The 17,226-nt window shown below is 62.8% G+C and carries 17 protein-coding genes; 5 read left to right on the top strand and 12 right to left on the bottom strand.

All coding sequences use genetic code 11. The features are described 5' to 3' along the window. The first annotated feature begins 20 nt into the window (after window positions 1-20). Entirely contained in the window at window positions 21-977 is a 957-nt protein-coding gene (locus tag EMQ25_RS07450) for a division plane positioning ATPase MipZ (RefSeq protein ID WP_127187913.1), read from the top strand. Here the strand turns inward: EMQ25_RS07450 and EMQ25_RS07445 are convergent. Further along, entirely contained in the window at window positions 966-1,745 is a 780-nt protein-coding gene (locus tag EMQ25_RS07445; protein WP_127187912.1) for an SDR family oxidoreductase, read from the bottom strand. The two genes, EMQ25_RS07450 and EMQ25_RS07445, sit on opposite strands and share 12 nt — an antisense overlap. A 184-nt stretch (window positions 1,746-1,929) precedes the next feature. Between EMQ25_RS07445 and EMQ25_RS07440 the strand changes: the two genes are divergently transcribed. Further along, the gene (locus tag EMQ25_RS07440; RefSeq protein WP_127187911.1) at window positions 1,930-3,171 is read left to right on the top strand and encodes a GGDEF domain-containing protein; all 1,242 of its coding nucleotides are present in this window, start codon (window positions 1,930-1,932) and stop codon (window positions 3,169-3,171) included. On the opposite strand, the gene EMQ25_RS07435 is transcribed toward EMQ25_RS07440, so the two are convergent. Both EMQ25_RS07435 and EMQ25_RS18035 read right to left on the bottom strand, forming a co-directional pair. Next, window positions 3,143-3,421: a hypothetical protein gene (locus tag EMQ25_RS07435; RefSeq protein WP_127187910.1), complete on the bottom strand. Its 279-nt coding sequence runs from the start codon at window positions 3,419-3,421 to the stop codon at window positions 3,143-3,145. The two genes, EMQ25_RS07440 and EMQ25_RS07435, sit on opposite strands and share 29 nt — an antisense overlap. 92 nt (window positions 3,422-3,513) lie before the next feature. Further along, window positions 3,514-5,127, bottom strand: a complete 1,614-nt coding sequence (locus EMQ25_RS18035) for a D-alanyl-D-alanine carboxypeptidase (protein ID WP_158625995.1) — start codon at window positions 5,125-5,127, stop codon at window positions 3,514-3,516. A gap of 320 nt (window positions 5,128-5,447) precedes the next feature. Between EMQ25_RS18035 and clpS the strand changes: the two genes are divergently transcribed. After that, window positions 5,448-5,837, top strand: coding sequence for an ATP-dependent Clp protease adapter ClpS (gene clpS / locus EMQ25_RS07415; RefSeq protein ID WP_192895640.1), 390 nt, complete (start codon window positions 5,448-5,450; stop codon window positions 5,835-5,837). Between the two features lie 9 nt (window positions 5,838-5,846). Further along, a complete protein-coding gene (gene clpA, locus EMQ25_RS07410; RefSeq protein WP_127187908.1) occupies window positions 5,847-8,201 on the top strand; it encodes an ATP-dependent Clp protease ATP-binding subunit ClpA in 2,355 nt (784 codons plus the stop codon). A gap of 84 nt (window positions 8,202-8,285) precedes the next feature. On the opposite strand, the gene EMQ25_RS07405 is transcribed toward clpA, so the two are convergent. The 9 genes from EMQ25_RS07405 to EMQ25_RS07365 all read right to left on the bottom strand — a co-directional run bounded on the left by EMQ25_RS07405 (window position 8,286) and on the right by EMQ25_RS07365 (window position 16,705). Next, on the bottom strand, window positions 8,286-9,404 hold the full coding sequence (locus EMQ25_RS07405; protein ID WP_244606514.1) for an asparaginase: 1,119 nt from the start codon (window positions 9,402-9,404) through the stop codon (window positions 8,286-8,288). 169 nt (window positions 9,405-9,573) lie between these two features. Next, window positions 9,574-10,014: an HIT family protein gene (locus EMQ25_RS07400; protein WP_127187907.1), complete on the bottom strand. Its 441-nt coding sequence runs from the start codon at window positions 10,012-10,014 to the stop codon at window positions 9,574-9,576. After that, window positions 9,998-11,311: a glycosyltransferase gene (locus EMQ25_RS07395; RefSeq protein WP_127187906.1), complete on the bottom strand. Its 1,314-nt coding sequence runs from the start codon at window positions 11,309-11,311 to the stop codon at window positions 9,998-10,000. The genes EMQ25_RS07400 and EMQ25_RS07395 overlap by 17 nt, the downstream gene beginning before the upstream one ends. A gap of 175 nt (window positions 11,312-11,486) precedes the next feature. Next, window positions 11,487-12,647 (bottom strand): sterol desaturase family protein, encoded by a 1,161-nt coding sequence (locus EMQ25_RS07390; protein ID WP_127187905.1) that lies wholly within the window; start codon window positions 12,645-12,647, stop codon window positions 11,487-11,489. Between the two features lie 38 nt (window positions 12,648-12,685). Further along, window positions 12,686-13,864 (bottom strand): GNAT family N-acetyltransferase, encoded by a 1,179-nt coding sequence (locus EMQ25_RS07385; protein WP_127187904.1) that lies wholly within the window; start codon window positions 13,862-13,864, stop codon window positions 12,686-12,688. Next, window positions 13,861-14,616, bottom strand: coding sequence for a glycerophosphodiester phosphodiesterase family protein (locus EMQ25_RS07380; RefSeq protein ID WP_127187903.1), 756 nt, complete (start codon window positions 14,614-14,616; stop codon window positions 13,861-13,863). Before EMQ25_RS07380 ends, EMQ25_RS07385 begins: the two co-directional genes overlap by 4 nt. A gap of 10 nt (window positions 14,617-14,626) precedes the next feature. Continuing rightward, on the bottom strand, window positions 14,627-15,091 hold the full coding sequence (locus EMQ25_RS07375; protein WP_127187902.1) for a RidA family protein: 465 nt from the start codon (window positions 15,089-15,091) through the stop codon (window positions 14,627-14,629). Next, the gene (locus EMQ25_RS07370) at window positions 15,088-16,416 is read right to left on the bottom strand and encodes a DNA polymerase IV (protein ID WP_127187901.1); all 1,329 of its coding nucleotides are present in this window, start codon (window positions 16,414-16,416) and stop codon (window positions 15,088-15,090) included. Before EMQ25_RS07370 ends, EMQ25_RS07375 begins: the two co-directional genes overlap by 4 nt. A 7-nt stretch (window positions 16,417-16,423) precedes the next feature. Further along, window positions 16,424-16,705, bottom strand: coding sequence for a DUF3572 family protein (locus EMQ25_RS07365; RefSeq protein ID WP_158625994.1), 282 nt, complete (start codon window positions 16,703-16,705; stop codon window positions 16,424-16,426). A 103-nt stretch (window positions 16,706-16,808) separates the two neighbouring features. Here EMQ25_RS07365 and EMQ25_RS07360 point away from each other — a divergent pair, with 103 nt between their 5' ends. Further along, the gene (locus EMQ25_RS07360) at window positions 16,809-17,183 is read left to right on the top strand and encodes a response regulator (RefSeq protein ID WP_127187899.1); all 375 of its coding nucleotides are present in this window, start codon (window positions 16,809-16,811) and stop codon (window positions 17,181-17,183) included. Window positions 17,184-17,226: the final 43 nt, after the last annotated feature.

The raw sequence follows: 17,226 nt of genomic DNA, 5'->3' as shown, positions 1-17,226 counted from the left end.
CATATGTACGGAGTTCGCCCATGTCCCGCACCGGTACCCACGTCATCGTCGTTGGCAACGAGAAGGGCGGATCGGGCAAATCCACCACGGCAGTGCATCTGGCTATCTATCTGCTCTATCAGGGCTTTCGGGTGGCCAGCATTGATGTGGACAGCCGCCAGCAGACCTTCACCAACTATATCCGAAACCGCCGCCAATGGTGTCAGGCCCGTGGGCTGAGCCTGCCGCACACGACCCATTTCCACCTGCCGCAGACCCGCGCGGATTCGATCAAGGAGAACCAGCGGCGCGAGTTTGACCTGTTCCGCCAGGCGGTGGTCGAAGTGGAAGGCCACGCTGACTATCTGATCGTGGATACGCCCGGTTTCGATACACATCTGGCGCGGCTCGCCCATTCGCTTGCGGATACGCTCGTGCCCCCGCTCAACGACAGTGTCGTCGATCTCGACGTGATTGCGCGTTTCGATCCCGTGACCGGCGAGCCGCGCGAGATCAGCCATTATTCTCGACTGGTCCAGAAAGCGCGCAACGAGCGGCTCTCCATAGACGGCAAGACCATCGACTGGGTGCTGGTGCGCAACCGGATCTCGATGCTTTCCTCACGCAATATGCGGCTCGTCCAGAACGGTCTCGAAAAGCTTTCGGTCCGGCTCGGCTGCCGGGTGGCGGAGGGTATTGCGGAACGGGTGATCTTCCGGTCGCTCTTTCCCACCGGGATGACTGTGTTCGACCCGATCGACGAAAGCGTGCTTGGCGGCCTCCTTTCCATGTCGCATGTGACGGCGCGCGAAGAGTATCGGCAACTGGTCGAGGCGCTGCATCTGCCGGTGAGCGCGAGGGCGACGGCAAGGCGTGCGGCGGCCATTGAAGCGGCGTCCGGTGCCGAGCACCATTCGGCGTTCGTACATATGGCGCCGCAGGCTTATGGGCCGCCGCATCCTGGCCGGACCGGCGGCCTCATGGAATCACACCAGTAGCGATTGGCCGCCGTCGATCCAGACCGGCGTGCCGGTAATGTGACGCGAGCGATCCGAGGCGAAGAATGCGACGAGGTTCGCGACGTCCTCGCTCGTCCCGGGCGTGCCGGCGGTCAGCGGAATCTCCCCATCCGGGTATTCGGCAGCGACCGCAGCCTTCTCCACATTGCGCTGATCGGTGTTGTCCGAAATCTCGGTGCCGATGGCGCCAGGACAGATGACGTTGACGCGGATCTTGTACTTGGCGAGCTCGATCGCGGCCATCTGACCGAGTGCCAGCTGACCTGCCTTCGTCGTCGCGTAGGCCGAAGCACCAGCCGTGGTGAAGGTGCGCGTGCCGTTTATCGAGGAGGTGATCAGGATCGAGCCGCCATGCTTCATCATCAGGGGGAGGGCGGTGTGTATGGTCAGGAACGTTCCGCCGAGATTGATCGACATGGTGCGGTTCCACTCTTCATAGGGCAGCTCGTCGAGCGGGGCCCAGACGCCATTCACTCCGGCGTTGGCAAAGAGGAAATCGATGCGCCCGAACTCATCGGAGATCGCCTTGAGGCCTGAGCGCATCGCCTTTTCATCGGCAACGTCCGCAGTGACGACCAATGCCCGCCGTCCCATGGCTTCGATCCGTTCGGCGACCTGACGAAGTTCCTTTTCGGTGCGTCCGATCAACGCGATGTCGGCGCCCTGCTGCGCGAGCTTGACCGCCGCTGCTTCTCCGAGCCCCGAACCGGCGCCGGTTATCGCCGCAAATTTGCCGTCCATTTCCATGAGGTCACTCCAAGGTTGATCGTGGGACCGAACGGCAGGGCGGCAAGCCGGTTCCGTTGCGTGCCATGGTCATGAGCGGTTAACGCCAAGGATCATTTTGCCGTCGGCGTACCGACTATTGGATTGATTGACAGGGGCTCCTCGAGTCATCTGTCGGTGGCGTCGCCTGGGGGGAGAATCGCCAGTGTTCGATGCTTTCACGATCCTCGTCATCCTGAGCGCAGTCCCGCTGCTGCTCGGTCTGCAGTTTCTCTATTTCTGGCTTCGGGACCGGCATGCCCACTGGCTGGGCGGCATGGCGGCGCTTTTCCTGCTCGGCGCGGTCAGCATGGTGCTGTTTGCAGTGCGCGGCAGGATCTCGGACTTCGTCTCGATCGGGATATCGAACTGCCTGCTGTTCGCTGCTTTCGGCCTCGCCTGGCAAGCGATGAGGAGCTTTGTGGGAAGGCCCGTGATCCTCTGGCCGGTCGTGGGTGCCGTCATCCTTTGGCTCGCCCTCTGCACGCAGCCGGTCTTTCTGTCGGACCTCACCCTGCGTGTGATGGTTTCTTCTGTCATCGTGGGTGCTTTCTCCCTGCTCTGCGCCTTCGAGTTGTGGCGCGGACGTGAGGAAGGGCTGCCCTCGCTTGTCCCGGCGGTGATCGTGCTGACCAGCTATGGCGTTCTGACACTAGCGCGCATCCCGATGGCACCGTTCGTGCCGTTTCCCTTCGGCGCACAGCCGATGGAGCCGGGCTGGCTTGCCGCGGCGACATTGCTGGTGCTTGCCCATCTGAGTTTCCTCACCCTCCTCGTTGTGTCCATGACCAAGGAGCGCAAGGAAGTGAAACAGCGGGATGCGGCGCTCTCCGATCCGTTAACCGGCGTGCTCAACCGCCGGGCCTTCGCATTGCGGAACCTGGAAGAGCAGGCGCTACGACCCGCGGGGGCACGCGCGCTCAGCCTGCTGATGCTCGATCTGGACCACTTCAAGTCGATCAACGACCGCTTCGGGCATGGTGTCGGCGACAAGGTTCTCACCAAGTTCGCCGAAATCGCCGAGCGCACGATCAGGCCGACCGACCGAATCTATCGCGTGGGTGGCGAGGAGTTCTGCTGTCTGCTGCCCGGTGCCGGCGTGAACGAGGCGAGCATCGTCGCCGAACGCCTGCGCAAGGCGTTTGCGACCGTCGAGTTCATCGTGGACGGTGAGTTACTGCGCAGCACGGTCAGCATCGGCATTTCGAGCGCGCGCAACGGGGAGGTGTCGCTCGACAGGCTACAGGCCGAAGCGGATGCAGCGCTTTACCGCGCGAAGGCCAGCGGACGAAACTGCGTCATCATTGCCGAGGGCGCCGAGCTTGCCGAAGATCAGACGGCTACCCCCGGGCCCGCAGTCCCACAGCGCAGGCATACGCTCAGGATTGGCGCGGCAAGGCGATCCTGACGGCGCGGCCGCCGCCTGGGGCGAACACGTCGAGCTCGATCTCGACATGCGGCATGACCATGCGCCGCGTCCGCGCCGAAAGCGCAAGGACGGCGCCGAGCAGCTCGCTGACACCGCGGGTGCGGGCGCGGGGCTGCAGGCGGGTGGTGATTGCAGCGACGGCGCGACGACGGATCGCTGGATCCTCCGCCGAGAGGGCCGACTGCCCAACGAAGCGGGCGAGGTCGGATAGTGCGGACATTTCGCTCATTTGGGCTACTCCTAACACAGGCCACAAACGCGCTTCCCTGTTGGGAATGACAGGCGCTTACGGCAGTGCCGGTGCGCCTTTGTCTTGGCTGCCTAGCTCTGCATGGCGAGGCAGTTGAGGTCGGCTTTCTTAAGTTCGTTGCACATGTTGGCCGCGGAATCCCGGTCATCGAAGCCCGAGAAGCGCGCACGGTAGAAGATCTGCCCGTTCCGCTCGAAACGCTCGACATAGGGCCGGAAGGTCTCGAGACCCGAAATGCGGCTCGTTGCGTCGGTAATGAGGGAGCTTGCGCCGGTTTCCGTCGGGGTCGCGCCCACCTGGACGATCCAGCCAGTCACGGACATTGGGGCGGTTTCGGCGGCGCTGGCAGAGGCGGCCTTGAGGGCTGCCGCCTGCATTTCGGGCGTGGCAGTAGCCTGGGCGATGCTGCCGCTCGTCATCGGGTCGACCTCGGCGCCATCGGGGCCGATGCTGACCGGCGGAACGAGAGGGGCGGAGGGTCGCGTCTGCCCAAGGGGAACAGGCGCTGCGCCAAGCGCGAGGGTTTCGCTGATCCAGGCGCCGATCACGTCAGCCGGCGGTGCGGCGGGAACCGGCGCAGAGGATGGCGCGCCGAGGGCGTTCGCTGCGTCAACGGCCTGGTTGCTGCCGCCGATGCTTGCGACCGCGATCTCGGCCTGCACCGGAGGTGCGGCGGGGACCGGCGCGGGCTGCACCGAGGCGAGCTGGATGTCCTGCTGAGCGTTGCGGAAGCTCGGATAGGGCATGGGGGTGACCGGACGCGGCTGGGCCACCAGTACCGGACCGCTGCCACGGCGGCCGGGCTCGGGGATCATCGCGGTGCGGACGTAGTCGCCCTGGCGACCGCGCGGCAGATAGGTGCGGACCAGTTCACGGACCTTAGTGTCGCGCGCGGCGCTCGAATTGAAGCCGAGGGCAGTGATCACGATATGCCGGTTGCTCTGGCGGGCTGCGGTGAGGAGGTTGGACCCTGCAGCGTTGATGTAGCCGGTCTTGATCCCGTCGACGCCGTTCGACCCGAGCAGGCGGTTGTGGTTGCCATAGGTCCGGCCGTTATAGGTGAAGCTCTTGGTCTGGAAGAACTCGTAGTATTTCGGGAAGTGCTGGTAGACCGCGATGCCGAGGATCGCCTGATCGCGTGCGGTGGTGATCTGCGCACCATCGGGTAGGCCTGAGGCATTGCGATAGGTGGTGCGGTTCATGCCGAGGGCGCGGGCGGTTGCGGTCATGCGTTCGGCAAACCGGCTCTCGCTGCCCGAGATATGCTCGGCGACGACGCGGGCCATATCGTTTGCCGAAAGGGTGACGAGGGACTTGATGGCGTTCTCGACGGTGATGGTCGAGCCGGCACGCAGACCCAGCTTGGTCGGAACCGCAGCGGCAGCATGGCGGGAAACCGTCATCTTGGTATCGAGACGAAGATTTCCGGCGTTCAGCTCCTGGAAAACGATGTAGAGCGTCATTACCTTGGAGAGCGAGGCAGGATAGCGCCGAGCATCCGCATTCTCTTCGTACAGCACCTTGCCGGATTTGGCATCGACCACGATGCCTGCGTATTTACGCAGGTTTTCGATGCCCTGAGCATTGGCCGCAGTTGCGCCCAGCAGGGTCACGGCGGTGATGATGGCGAAGAGGATGCGCGAGAGATATTGGCGCGTTGGGGTCTTTGCCGCTGAGGAAGCCACCCTGAACTCCGATTTTTTCGGGCGGTCTACGCGCCCGTACACAATTACTTGACATCGGATGGCGCCGCCTTCCCCCAAAGGCCTTTCCGCATCCGCATTACTGAACCCGAGGTTACCGGTGCCCCGTTACCATTCCGTAAAATGTGAAGTTCTGCCGGGTCGAATAGCTGCCGGTTGTGGCATCGATGCGGCGAGAGGCGAGAAACGGCGTCGCTCTTCAACTCAGCACGATCGGCGCGCAGGCCCCTTAACACCGGCTCGGTTTTCCCTACATAATGGTGCCGACATGCTGCTTCGATTTTCCCAGTGAGAGTATGACCATGCCGCTGCCAGAGCGATCATTCGACCGCGTCCGGCACACCCGCCTCGGGCCCGATGAGGGCGACGGACGCGGTGGAGACGGGGACAAGTCGAAAAACGAAACCGGGACGGTTACCAAGACCCGCCCGAAAACCAAGCGCCCGAGCCTCTATCGGGTGCTTCTGCTGAACGACGACTACACCCCGATGGAGTTCGTCGTTCTGGTCCTGCAGGACGTCTTCAACAAGTCACGCGAAGACGCCATGCGCATCATGCTGCACGTCCATCACAAGGGGGTAGGGGAGTGCGGCGTATATCCATTCGAGGTGGCCGAAACCAAGGTCACGCGCGTGATGGACAGTGCACGCAAGAACCAGCACCCGCTGCAATGCGTGATGGAAAAGCAATAGGATTTCACAATGCCCTCATTCTCGCGCGGACTAGAAAAGGCCCTGCATCAGGCGATGAATCTCGCCCGTGAGCGGGCGCATGAATTCGCAACGCTCGAGCATCTATTGCTCGCGCTCACCGACGATCGCGAGACGATTTCGGTGCTCAACGGGTGCGATGTGGACATCGAGGCGCTCAAGGGCGACCTCGAGGATTTCATCAACGAAGAGCTCGACAGCCTCGTCGTGCCCAACGGCCAGGATGCCCGCCCGACGGCCGCCTTCCAGCGCGTCATCCAGCGTGCGGTGATCCATGTGCAATCCTCCGGCAAGGAGGAGGTGACGGGCGCCAACGTGCTCGTTGCGATCTTTGCCGAGCGGGAGAGCCACGCCGCCTATTTCCTCGAGCAGCAGGACATGAGCCGGCTCGACGCGGTGAACTTCATTTCGCACGGGATCACCAAGTCCGGGCCGAACGAAGAACGCCGGGTGCGTGGAGCGGACACGCCTGCCGGAAGCGAGGAAGGGGAGCGGTCCGGCGGACAAAGTTCGGCGCTGGCCGATTTCTGCGTTAACCTCAACGACAAGGCCCGAGCCGGCAAGATCGATCCGCTGATCGGACGAGACGCCGAGCTGCGCCGGACCATCCAGGTGCTTTGCCGACGCTCCAAGAACAACCCGATCTATGTGGGTGACGCCGGGGTCGGCAAGACCGCGATTGCGGAAGGTCTGGCCCGGAAGATCGTCGAAGGCGACGTTCCCGAAGTGCTGCGCGACGCGGTGGTCTACGCCCTCGACATTGGCTCGCTGCTCGCCGGGACGCGGTATCGCGGTGATTTCGAGGAGCGGCTGAAGGCCGTGATGAAGGAGCTCGAGAAAAAGGATGATGCGATCCTCTTCATCGACGAGATTCACACCATCATCGGGGCTGGTGCGACTTCCGGTGGCGCGCTCGATGCGAGCAATCTGCTGAAGCCTGCGCTCGCATCCGGGGCCATCCGCTGCATCGGCTCGACGACCTACAAGGAATACCGGCAGTTCTTCGAGAAGGATCGCGCACTTGTCCGCCGCTTCCAGAAGATCGACGTCGTCGAACCCTCGATCCCGGACGCGATCGAGATCGTGAAGGGGCTACGAACGTATTTCGAAGATTACCACAAGCTCAAATACACCGACGATGCACTGCAGGCGGCGGTGGAGCTTTCGGCCCGCTACATCAACGACAGGAAGCTCCCGGACAAGGCGATCGACGTGATCGACGAGACGGGTGCGAGCCAGATGCTGCTGACCCCTGATCAGCGCAAGGCGGTGATCGACGTCGAGGACATCGAGACGACGATCGCTTCGATGGCACGCATCCCGCCGAAATCGGTCAGCAAGTCCGATGCCGAGCTGCTCTCCGGGCTCGAGACCAACCTCAAGCGTGTGGTCTTCGGGCAGGATGCGGCGATCACGGCGCTCTCTTCGGCGATCAAGCTGGCGCGTGCCGGCCTGCGCGAGCCGGAAAAGCCGATCGGCTCCTACCTCTTCACCGGCCCGACGGGTGTCGGCAAGACCGAGGTCGCCAAGCAGCTGGCCGACACGCTTGGGGTGGAACTGCTGCGCTTCGACATGTCGGAATACATGGAGCGGCACACCGTCAGTCGGCTGATCGGCGCTCCCCCGGGCTATGTCGGGTTCGACCAGGGCGGTCTTCTGACCGATGGCGTCGACCAGCATCCGCACTGCGTGGTGCTGCTCGACGAGATCGAGAAGGCCCATCCGGACCTGTTCAACATCCTGTTGCAGGTGATGGATCACGGCAAGCTCACCGATCACAACGGCAAGTCGGTCGACTTCCGCAACGTCATCCTGATCATGACCTCCAATGTCGGGGCCATGGAATTGCAGAAGAGCCCGATCGGGTTCGGCCGCAAGCGCGAGCAGGGCGACGACGAGGAAGCGATCAACCGGATGTTCACGCCGGAGTTCCGCAACAGGCTCGACGCGATCATCTCGTTCGGCCCGTTGCCCCCGCAGGTGGTGCGGCGCGTCGTCGAGAAGTTCGTGCTGCAGCTCGAGGGTCAGCTTGCCGAGCGTGGCGTGACGATCGAGCTCACGCCGGAGGCGGCTGAATGGCTTGCCCTGCGTGGCTATGACGAACGGATGGGTGCGCGGCCACTTGGCCGTGTCATCCAGGAGCATGTCAAGAAGCCGCTTGCGGACCAGGTGCTGTTCGGCGAGCTGGTCAATGGCGGATCAGTCACCGTCGCCGTCGTCGGCGTCGGGCCGGACTCCAAGCTCGAACTGATCGCGATGCCGCCGCGCCCGGCGCGGCCCAAGGCGATCACAGGTCCGAAGTCGGGCAAGAAGAGCTCGACCAAGACGGCCGACGAAAAGAACTAGCCGTTCTCATTCAAGACGAAAAAGGCCGGGAGCGATCCCGGCCTTTCTTTTTGACCGGCCGATAGGCCGATCGCCTTGGCGATCTTAGTATTCCGACAGCATGCGCTGGATTTCGGCCGGATCGTCCGTGGTCGCGAGGGCGAGCTGGAGGAGGATGCGGGCCTTCTTGGGCTGCAGATTGTCGGCATGGAGCACGAGGCGCTCGAAATTCCCGGCGCGGTCAAGGACGCGGCCATTGCCGGTATGGTTGGAGCGGACGACGATCATCTCGTTGCCGGCCTCACGCAGCTCATCGATTGCCGTGGTCTGTGCAGGCGAATTGCCGCCGGCACCATGCCCGGCGATCACGAGACCCTCGACGCCAGCTTCGGCGAACGCCGTGATCGGGAGGCCGCTGGCTTCGACATAGGAGTAGACAATCTCGACCTGGGGCAGCTCGTCGATCGTGGAGATATCGAACTCGCTATTGATCGTGTGACGCTGCAGGGGCTCGCGATAGAAGGTGATCTTGTCGGTGTCGATATACCCGAGGAACCCCAGATCGCCGGAGCGGAAGGCTTCGACGCGATAGGTGTCGGACTTGAACACGTCGCGGGCCGAGTTGATTTCCTCGTTCATCGCGACCATCACGCCGCGGCCGACGGCAACCGGGTCGGCAGCCAGGCGAACGGCGGTATAGAGGTTGTAGGGACCATCTGCGCTGAGCGCGGTGGCCGGACGCTGCGCGCCGATCACGACCACGGGCTTTTCGGACTTCACGGTCAGGTTGAGGAAGTATGCGGTTTCCTCGAGCGTGTTGGTGCCGTGCGTGACGACGATGCCCGCGACGTTCTCTTCTTCGGAGTTGAGCAGCCGATTGGCTTCTTCTGCGAGCGCCTTCCATTCGACGAAAGTCATGGACGGGCTGCCGACATTGGAGATCTGCACGACGCGGGTGTCTGCAAGCTGGGCGAGCTCGGGGATGGCGTCGACTAGCTCGTTTCCGGAAAGCTGAGCGCCCTGATATTCGGCCGGGCGAACGGCGGACGCGCCCTGGCCAGCGATGGTGCCGCCCGTAGCGAGCACATAGACGATGGGGAGGTCTGCGCTGTCTTCGGTCGCTTCCTGAGCGGTGACGGCAAAGCTCATGCCGGCGGTGACGGCAAGCGCTGCCACCGTGGGTACGACCCGCCGCAGCGCGGCATCGAGAGCGAAATGTTTCATCGGGTTTGCATCCTGTGATGGTCTCAACGCGGCTCAAGGCCGCGCCATCACAAGTGCAAGGGGTATGCCATCTTGAAAATACAGGGACCTCAAGGCTTTAGCAGGTATACCGGAATCTCGTTCGCCTATGAGAACAGCACTGTGCTGCCCGAAAATTAAGCGAAACAATCTATTGGCTAGAATTTGCGCTCATTTGTGTGCGGATCTGACCAGCTAGATCCTCAAGTTCCTCGGCCTCAGCTTTGCCGCCGCCATGGCGCCCCAACTGCTCTCCCTGGTAAATCGGGATGACATGGAAATGCAGGTGGAAAACGGTCTGCCCGGCCGCTGCTTCGTTGAACTGGGCGATCCGGATACCGCTCGGCGACAGCGCAGCCTGCACCGCCTGCGCGACCCGCTGCACGAGAGGCATGACACGTCCAAGCGTCGCGGCATCGGCGTCGAGAAGATTGCGTGACGGTGCCTTCGGAACGATGAGGGTGTGTCCCCGGGACTGGGGGAAGAGGTCCATCATGACCAGCGCCGTATCGTCTTCGAACACCTTATGAGAGGGGATCTCGCCTCTCAGGATCTTCGCGAAGATGTTCTGGGGATCATAGGGCTCGGTCATAGGCCTCCCTCATTCTGGTTTGCGGTATGTCGGGCTGGAAGGGATAGGCGGCGATGGTGCGCTCGATCATGTCGACGGCGCGGGCCGTCCCGTCTTCCTCGTGAAGCTTCTGCTGCAATTGCGTAGTGTTGCGCTGATAGGCGGGCGTGCCGACGAGGTTGGCGAGCGCGTTCGCAAGAATATTTGCCGTCAGCTTGCGCAGGCGGACCGGCGCAGGGCCGCAGCCGAGTTCATGAACCCGCCGGCCCCAATAGGGCTGGTCGAAGAACTGGGGCACGATGAACGTCGGACGGCCAGCATAGAGGCCGGCATAGGTGGTGCCGGCGCCGCCATGATGGACGACCGCCTTAACGTACTTGAAGAGTTCAGTGTGGGGTGCCTTAGCGATCGAGAAGATCGTCCGTGGCAGATCCTCCGAACTCAGGCCCCCCCAGCCCTGAGCGATCACGGCGCGACCACCCCAGCGATTGAGCGCCTGGGTGATGATCTCCGTATTCCTGCGCGCGCCGAACGGCATCGACCCAAAGCCAAGATAGACCGGCGGCTCGCCCTCATCGAGGAACGCCCGGAATTCGGGTGAAGGGCTCCAGTCCGAATCGTCCTCGAGCCGCCAGAAGCCGGTGATCTTGGCCGAGGGTGGCCAGTCGCGCGGGCGCGGCGAGATGGAGGGCGAGTAGGCATGGAGCGTCGGGATGTTCTTGCCCCGATTGTCCTTGCCAAAGCCGGTGAGGCGACGGCGCTTCAGCCCGAGGAGCTTGGAGCGGATGCGGTCGCGCGGGAGGTCGTAATAGGTCTGCTGGGCGCTCTGGACCACATAGCTCAGCCTGTTGAAGATCGGGTCGAGCGGCGGGCCGTCATAAGCGAAGTAGGGGAATTCCCCAGTCGGGTTCAGCGGCTGGAACGCCGTCATGATCGCGGGAATGTCGAGAGCTTCGGCGATGTCGATCGCGAAGGTCGTATTCATATGAAAGACAATAGCGTCGGCATCCTGGCTCATCGCCCAGACTTGCCTGCCGGCCTCGCGTAGGATGCGCTGGCCCTGGCGCAGGAGAGCGGGGGCATAGAGCAGCATGGATTTCGACATGGCCTTGTCGAACTGGCTCTGGCGCAGGAAGGCCTGGATGTCGCTGCCGAGATTGTAGAAGTCGATGCCGCGGCCAGTGACGAAATCCTCGAAATCCCCCGTCGTGCCGATCACGACGCTGTAGCCCCGTTCCTGGAGCCGAAGGGCCAGGGCAACGAAGGGCTGGACATCTCCCATGGTGCCAATCGTGGCAATCGCTATGCGCTTGCCCATGCCAACCTCATCTACGCAACCGCCGTGCTGGGCGCGGGGGCGGCCCCTGGCCCGCCTGCGACGTTTCAAGACCTTCAATTCGTCGGTAAATCAGGCGCAGTCAAGGTTTAAGCAAAAAGAGTTGGGCGTAACGGCGCAGCTTCACGCGCGCCATCATGACCCTTGGGGACGTTGTTCAGGCTGCAGGAACAGCGGAGTCCGTCGAGGGAGGCGTCGCGCTCGGCTTCTGGAAGAGGAAGCGGAAATAATTCCAGTAGGCGAGGGTGGTCAGCGTCACCGGGACGTAGGTGAAGCCGCGCTTGATGAAGAACATAGCGATGGACACGGCCGTTTCCGCCGACATCATCCCCTTGCCCATGGCAGAGGTGAAGGCCGAAGGCACGATGTGCCGATAGTGCAGGGCGTCGCTCTTGTAATAACCGAGGGCGTGCGCGGCAAAGGCGCGCTTGGTGACGCAATAGTCCTTGAGTTCATCCTGGCCGAAATCGCCGTGAAGCTCGATCTCGGACCCAAGAGCCCAGACTTCAGGCGCGGTGAGCCGGCCCTTGCCGATTTCGGTGAACATGTCGATCATCGCGATGAAGGAATGATAGTTGGCGTTCCAGCAGTCCTCGGACTTTGCCCCGTGTGCCAGCACCAGCACATCGGTACGCTCGAGCTTCTCGCGCATCCGCTCGTAATCGTCCGGCCCGTAGTCGACGCCTGACTTAGCGGTCTCGACGATCGCGCCCATCTTCTCGAGCCGCTTGACCATCGCCGAACCGAAGGCGCCATTGGCGCCGGTGACGAGGAAACGGCGCTTCTTGATCTTGCAGTTCGTGCCGAAGACGAGGTCGAACACGTTCACATAGGAGGAATAGTACTGGTCGGGATGGATGTGGTGCAGCGCGTGATAGTTGGGATCGACCCCGAAGAAGCCACGCTGTCCGCCGACCCGGTCCATGGCCATGTGGTTGTAGTCGATACCCTCTTCCTTGATGCGCCCGATGAACATCCAGACATGGATCACGAGGATCACGGTCACCGGAAGCCAGTGGAAGAAGGCGTAGAAGATGACTGTGCCGAAGACGGACGTTCCGAACTCCGGCACGAGATGCGCCCAGAAATTGGCCTTCACCCATTGCGGGTTGATGTTCATCTTCTCGTCGAGGAACTTATGATGGACGTTGTGCCATCCCGAGAACATGCGCAGCATCGGGTTGGAGGACTTCGCCCATTTGTGCAGCGCCCAATGCACGACATCGAAGATGAAGGTCGAGATGACGAAAACCACCGCGCCCTGCAGCAGCCAGGACAGAATCGTCCAAACCGTAAGATCTTGCAGAATGTCCATCATGGGTACCTCCGGGCCGGCGTCATGGGTGAGCGTTCACCTCAATCGTGATCTAGCCGCTCACCTTTGCGAAAAGGGGTGAGTCCGTCCAGCATTTCCTGCTGTCGGACGACCGCAGCCCGCTCATGGTCCAGAAAATTGTCCACAGCGTGGCGCAGGCCCTCATGGCCGATCCAGTGAATGGAATGCGTGGTTGCCGGCGCGTAGCCTCGCGCTAGCTTGTGTTCGCCCTGCGCCCCCGCCTCGACGCGGGCAAGCCCATGGGCGATCGCGTAGTCTATCGACTGGTAGTAGCAGAGCTCGAAATGCAGGAACGGTACGTCGCGCGTCGCGCCCCAGTACCGGCCATAGAGCGTGTCGCGACCCAGGAGGTTCAACGTGCCTGCGATCGGCTCGTCGCCATCATAGGCGAACATCAGAACGACCCGGTCGGCCATCGCTTCGGAAAGGAGCGAGAAAAACTTGCGGTTGAGGTAGGGCCGCCCCCACTTCCTGCTGCCGGTATCCATGTAGAAGGCGTAGAAGGCGTCCCAGACGGCTTCGGTCAGATCGCTGCCGGTGAGCCATTTGACCTCCAGCCCGTCTTCGAGTGCATCGCGCCGTTCGCGTCGCAGCATTTTGCGCTTGCGGGAAGCGAGTGTGTCGAGAAAGCCCTCGAAGCTCGAAAACCCGTCATTATGCCAATGGAACTGCGTATCGGTCCGATGCAGCCATCCCGTTGCCGATGCGAGCGCAGCTTCGTCCTCCGGCACGAAGGTCGCGTGGACGGTTGCGATCCCATGGCGTCCGGCAAGGGCCTCCGCGGCCTGCAAGAGGGCGCGGCGCTCAGCGGGGTTTCCCGACGGCACGAGAAGTTTTGGTGCGGTCACCGGGGTGAACGGAACGGCTGATTGCAACTTGGGATAGTAGGCGCCGCCGGCGCGCTCATACGCATCCGCCCAGGCATAGTCGAAGACGTATTCGCCCTGCGAGTGTGACTTGGCATAGAGCGGCATCAGTCCGACGGCACTGCCATCGTCCTTGGTGAGGAGAATGTGCTGGGGCTGCCATCCGGTCCGCGCCGTGGCGCTGCCGGAGCGCTCAAGGGCCAGGAGGAAGCGATGGTCGAGGAACGGATTGTCCGGGACACCCGATCTGCCGGGGACGAGGCCGTTCCACGTCTCCTCAGGAATCGATGCGGTGGACTCGTGGACAGTTGCGGTGAGCACGGGCTCGGTCAATTGGGCCTTTCGGGCGTGAAGCCTTCGAACACGATCTGGTCGACATGCGGGCGAGCCGCCAACGCATCCTCCCGCGACCTTATTGTCCAAGTTGTGACCGGCTTGCCCAGACGCCGCATGATCCGCACCATCGGCAACGTCAAGGCTTCGTGATGGACGGAAAGGAAATCGAAGCGTGAGAACGGCAGATGCAGCATGTGCCGCAGGAAGAACCGCTGAGGGGCGCTGAAGTCCGCGTTCTCGTCCTCGTAGCGATAGGTGATGATGCCGGTCGGTCCCAGATAGCCGAACTTGCGCACGAGCATGATCTGAGCAGGATCGAAGCTCTCGAAGACGAGCGGACCCGGATAGGTCGAGGCGATCTCGGCCGCTTCGCGCGCCAGCTTCGGTGTTGCAGGTCCCTGCTGCCGCTTGAGCTCCACCTGCAGAAGCGTCCGCCCATCGATGCGCGCGAGGAAATCGGCGAACGTCATCGGGCAGTCGCCGGCGCTGCTCTCAAGAAGCGGCAGGCGTGTCATCTCCTCAGCAGTGATGTCCGAGACTTTGCCGGTCCGGCCCGTCAGGCGCGCCAAATCGTCATCATGGAAGACGACAGGCACGCCATCGGAGGTGAGCTGGAGGTCGCATTCGATGTCATACCCCGCAGCAATTGCCGCTTCGAAGGCAGATGCGGAGTTCTCGATCACGCCATTGGCGCGATCATGCAGGCCCCGATGCGCGATCGGGCGGGGAAAGAGCGGCTTTCCAGACACTTGGGCAGCCTCAGTCAGCCAGTTCGACGACGGCGTCGATTTCAACTGCGGCCCCCAGCGGCAGCGCGGCGACGCCGAAAGCTGCGCGGGCGTGCTTCCCCTTGTCCCCCAGCACGCCAATGATGAGATTGGACGCACCATTGGCCACCAGATGCTGCTCGGTGAATTCGGCCGTCGAGGCAACGAGCACGGTCAGCTTCAGCACTCGGGCCACCTGCTCGAGGCTGACGCCGCCGCTGTGGACGATCTGCGCGAGGACGTTGAGCGCTGCGAGCTCGGCGGCGTTTCCACCCTGGACGACATTCATCGTATCCCCCAGCCGGCCGCCGACGACGCCCTCGGCGCTCGCCGAAATCTGGCCGGACACGTAGAGGATATTGCCCGAGCGCGTAACGGGCACGTAGCTGGCAACCGGCGCCTTGGCCAGCGGAAGCTCGTAGCCGTATTCGCGCAGTCGATCGAGGGCGGTGGTCATCGGGATTTGCTTTCTTCGTTATCGTCCTGAGGAGAGGGCGGCTGCGCTGGCGCGCGCCTCCCGTAGAGCTTGCCGCGGATGACCGCATCGCGCCCGAAGCGGGTTCGCACGCGGTCCATAGCGCGTTCGGCTGCCGCCTTGCGTGCAATAGCCGGTTCGAGAAGATCCACCGGATCGTCGCCGCCGGCCGGCGCCAGCCCGGAAATGCCGATGCCGATCAGCCGGAACGCCGTCCCGTCAATTTCACGAGCGAGCAATTGCATGCCCGTCTCGTATAGCACATTGGCCAACTGGGTCGGAAACATCAAATGGCGCGCACGCGTCCTGATCCGGAAGCCGGCGGATTTCAGTTTCAGCGTCACGGTGTCGCCGACGAGGCCTTTCTGCTTGAGCCTTTCGGACAACCGTTCCGAGAGCGCGAGAAGTTCGGTCGAGAGCGCCTCGAAGTCGCGCAGATCGCTGTTGAATGTCGTCTCCGAGGAGACCGACTTCATCTCGCCGTCGCGGCTGATCGTGCGCGCGTCCTGGCCGCGCGAAAGCCTGGCCAGGCGGGCTCCGGTTTCCCCGAAGCGGCGGATGAGATCGTCCTCGGGATGGGTCTGGAGCTGGCCGATCGTGTGGAAACCCTGTCGAGCAAGCGTCTCGGTAAAGACCTTCCCGACGCCGTAGATGAGGGAAATCGGGCGAGGGGCGAGGAATGCGAGCGTCTCAGCCTTGCCGATCACGGCAAATCCGCGCGGCTTGTCGAGGTCGGACGCGATCTTGGCGAGGAATTTGTTATGGCTCAGCCCCACAGAGATGGTGACGCCGATCTCGGCCTCGACGCGGCGGGCGAAGCGGGCAAGCACTTCCGCGGGGCTCGCCTTATGGAGGGCCGCCGTACCGGAGAGATCGAGGAAAGCCTCGTCGATCGAGAGCGGCTCGACCAGTGGCGTCAGCATGTCCATCAAAGCCCGGATCTCGCGGCTCACGGCAACGTACTTGGCCATGTTCGGCTTGATGATGACGGCGTCCGGGCAGAGCTTGGTCGCCTTGAACATCGGCATTGCGGAGCGCACGCCGCTCTGGCGGGCGATGTAGCAGCAGGTCGAGACAACGCCCCGGACGCCGCCTCCGATGATCAACGGCTTGTCGAGGAGACTCGGATCGTCCCGCTTTTCGATCGTGGCGTAGAAGGCGTCGCAATCGACGTGAGCAATCGAGAGCCCGAGGAGCTCCTCATGGCGCACGAGCCGGGGCGAGCCGCAGCGAGGGCAGCGCGAAGTGGGAGCGTCCACCTGTTCGGTGTGGAGGCAGTCCCGGCAGAGGAGTGGCGCCCGCTCCATCCCTCATTCACCCCATGGACGGGTTGAGCTCGTGCCAGACCCGCATGAAGGTCTCGGGCGCGAGATCGGCATTGGCGCAGAAGGCGAGCAGAAGCCCTTCGTTGGACGCAAAATAGTCGATGAGCGCAAGCTGGAGCTCGGCGCTGCCAAGTGCGGCCCGGAGGGATTGCGGGTCGTAGCCGGTTGCGCCCAGGAAGTCCGCAAGCTGGGCAGGATCCTCGGCGAGATGGCCAAGGCAGAGATCGGCAAGGGCACCGGGTCTGGGCACGAGGGTCTGGGTACGGGGCAAGGTCGGTCTCGGTGGAGGTCTGATAGAGATTGATGTTACAGCACAAGTGTTGCAGAACGAAGCGCCGCCGCCACATGCCCCGGGCGGGCGCGAGCGAGGACCTATGCCCAAGACCGTGATGATCGTCGAAGACAACGAGCTGAACATGAAGCTCTTCAACGATCTGCTCGAATCGCGCGGCTACGCGATCATACAGACGCGCAACGGCATGGAGGCGCTCGATCTGGCGCGCGCGCATCACCCCGACCTGATCCTGATGGACATCCAGCTCCCCGAAGTTTCGGGACTGGTGGTCACCAAATGGCTCAAGGAAGACGACGACCTGCAATCCATCCCGGTCATCGCCGTCACTGCCTTTGCAATGAAGGGCGACGAGGAGCGGATACTGCAGGGCGGTTGCGAGGGTTACATCTCCAAGCCCATATCGGTGCCTCACTTTTTGGAAACGATTGCCCGCTATATTGGCCCGGCCAACTAGGTCCTGGACCTCGTTTATCACCGGGCACTTTCCCGAAGCATTG

The sequence above is a fragment of the Arsenicitalea aurantiaca genome (genome assembly GCF_003994485.1).
GTDB classification, from domain to species: Bacteria; Pseudomonadota; Alphaproteobacteria; order Rhizobiales; family Devosiaceae; genus Arsenicitalea; species Arsenicitalea aurantiaca.
Note: the sequence above shows the minus strand (reverse complement) of the source record. Positions and strands in the feature narration are given on the sequence as shown.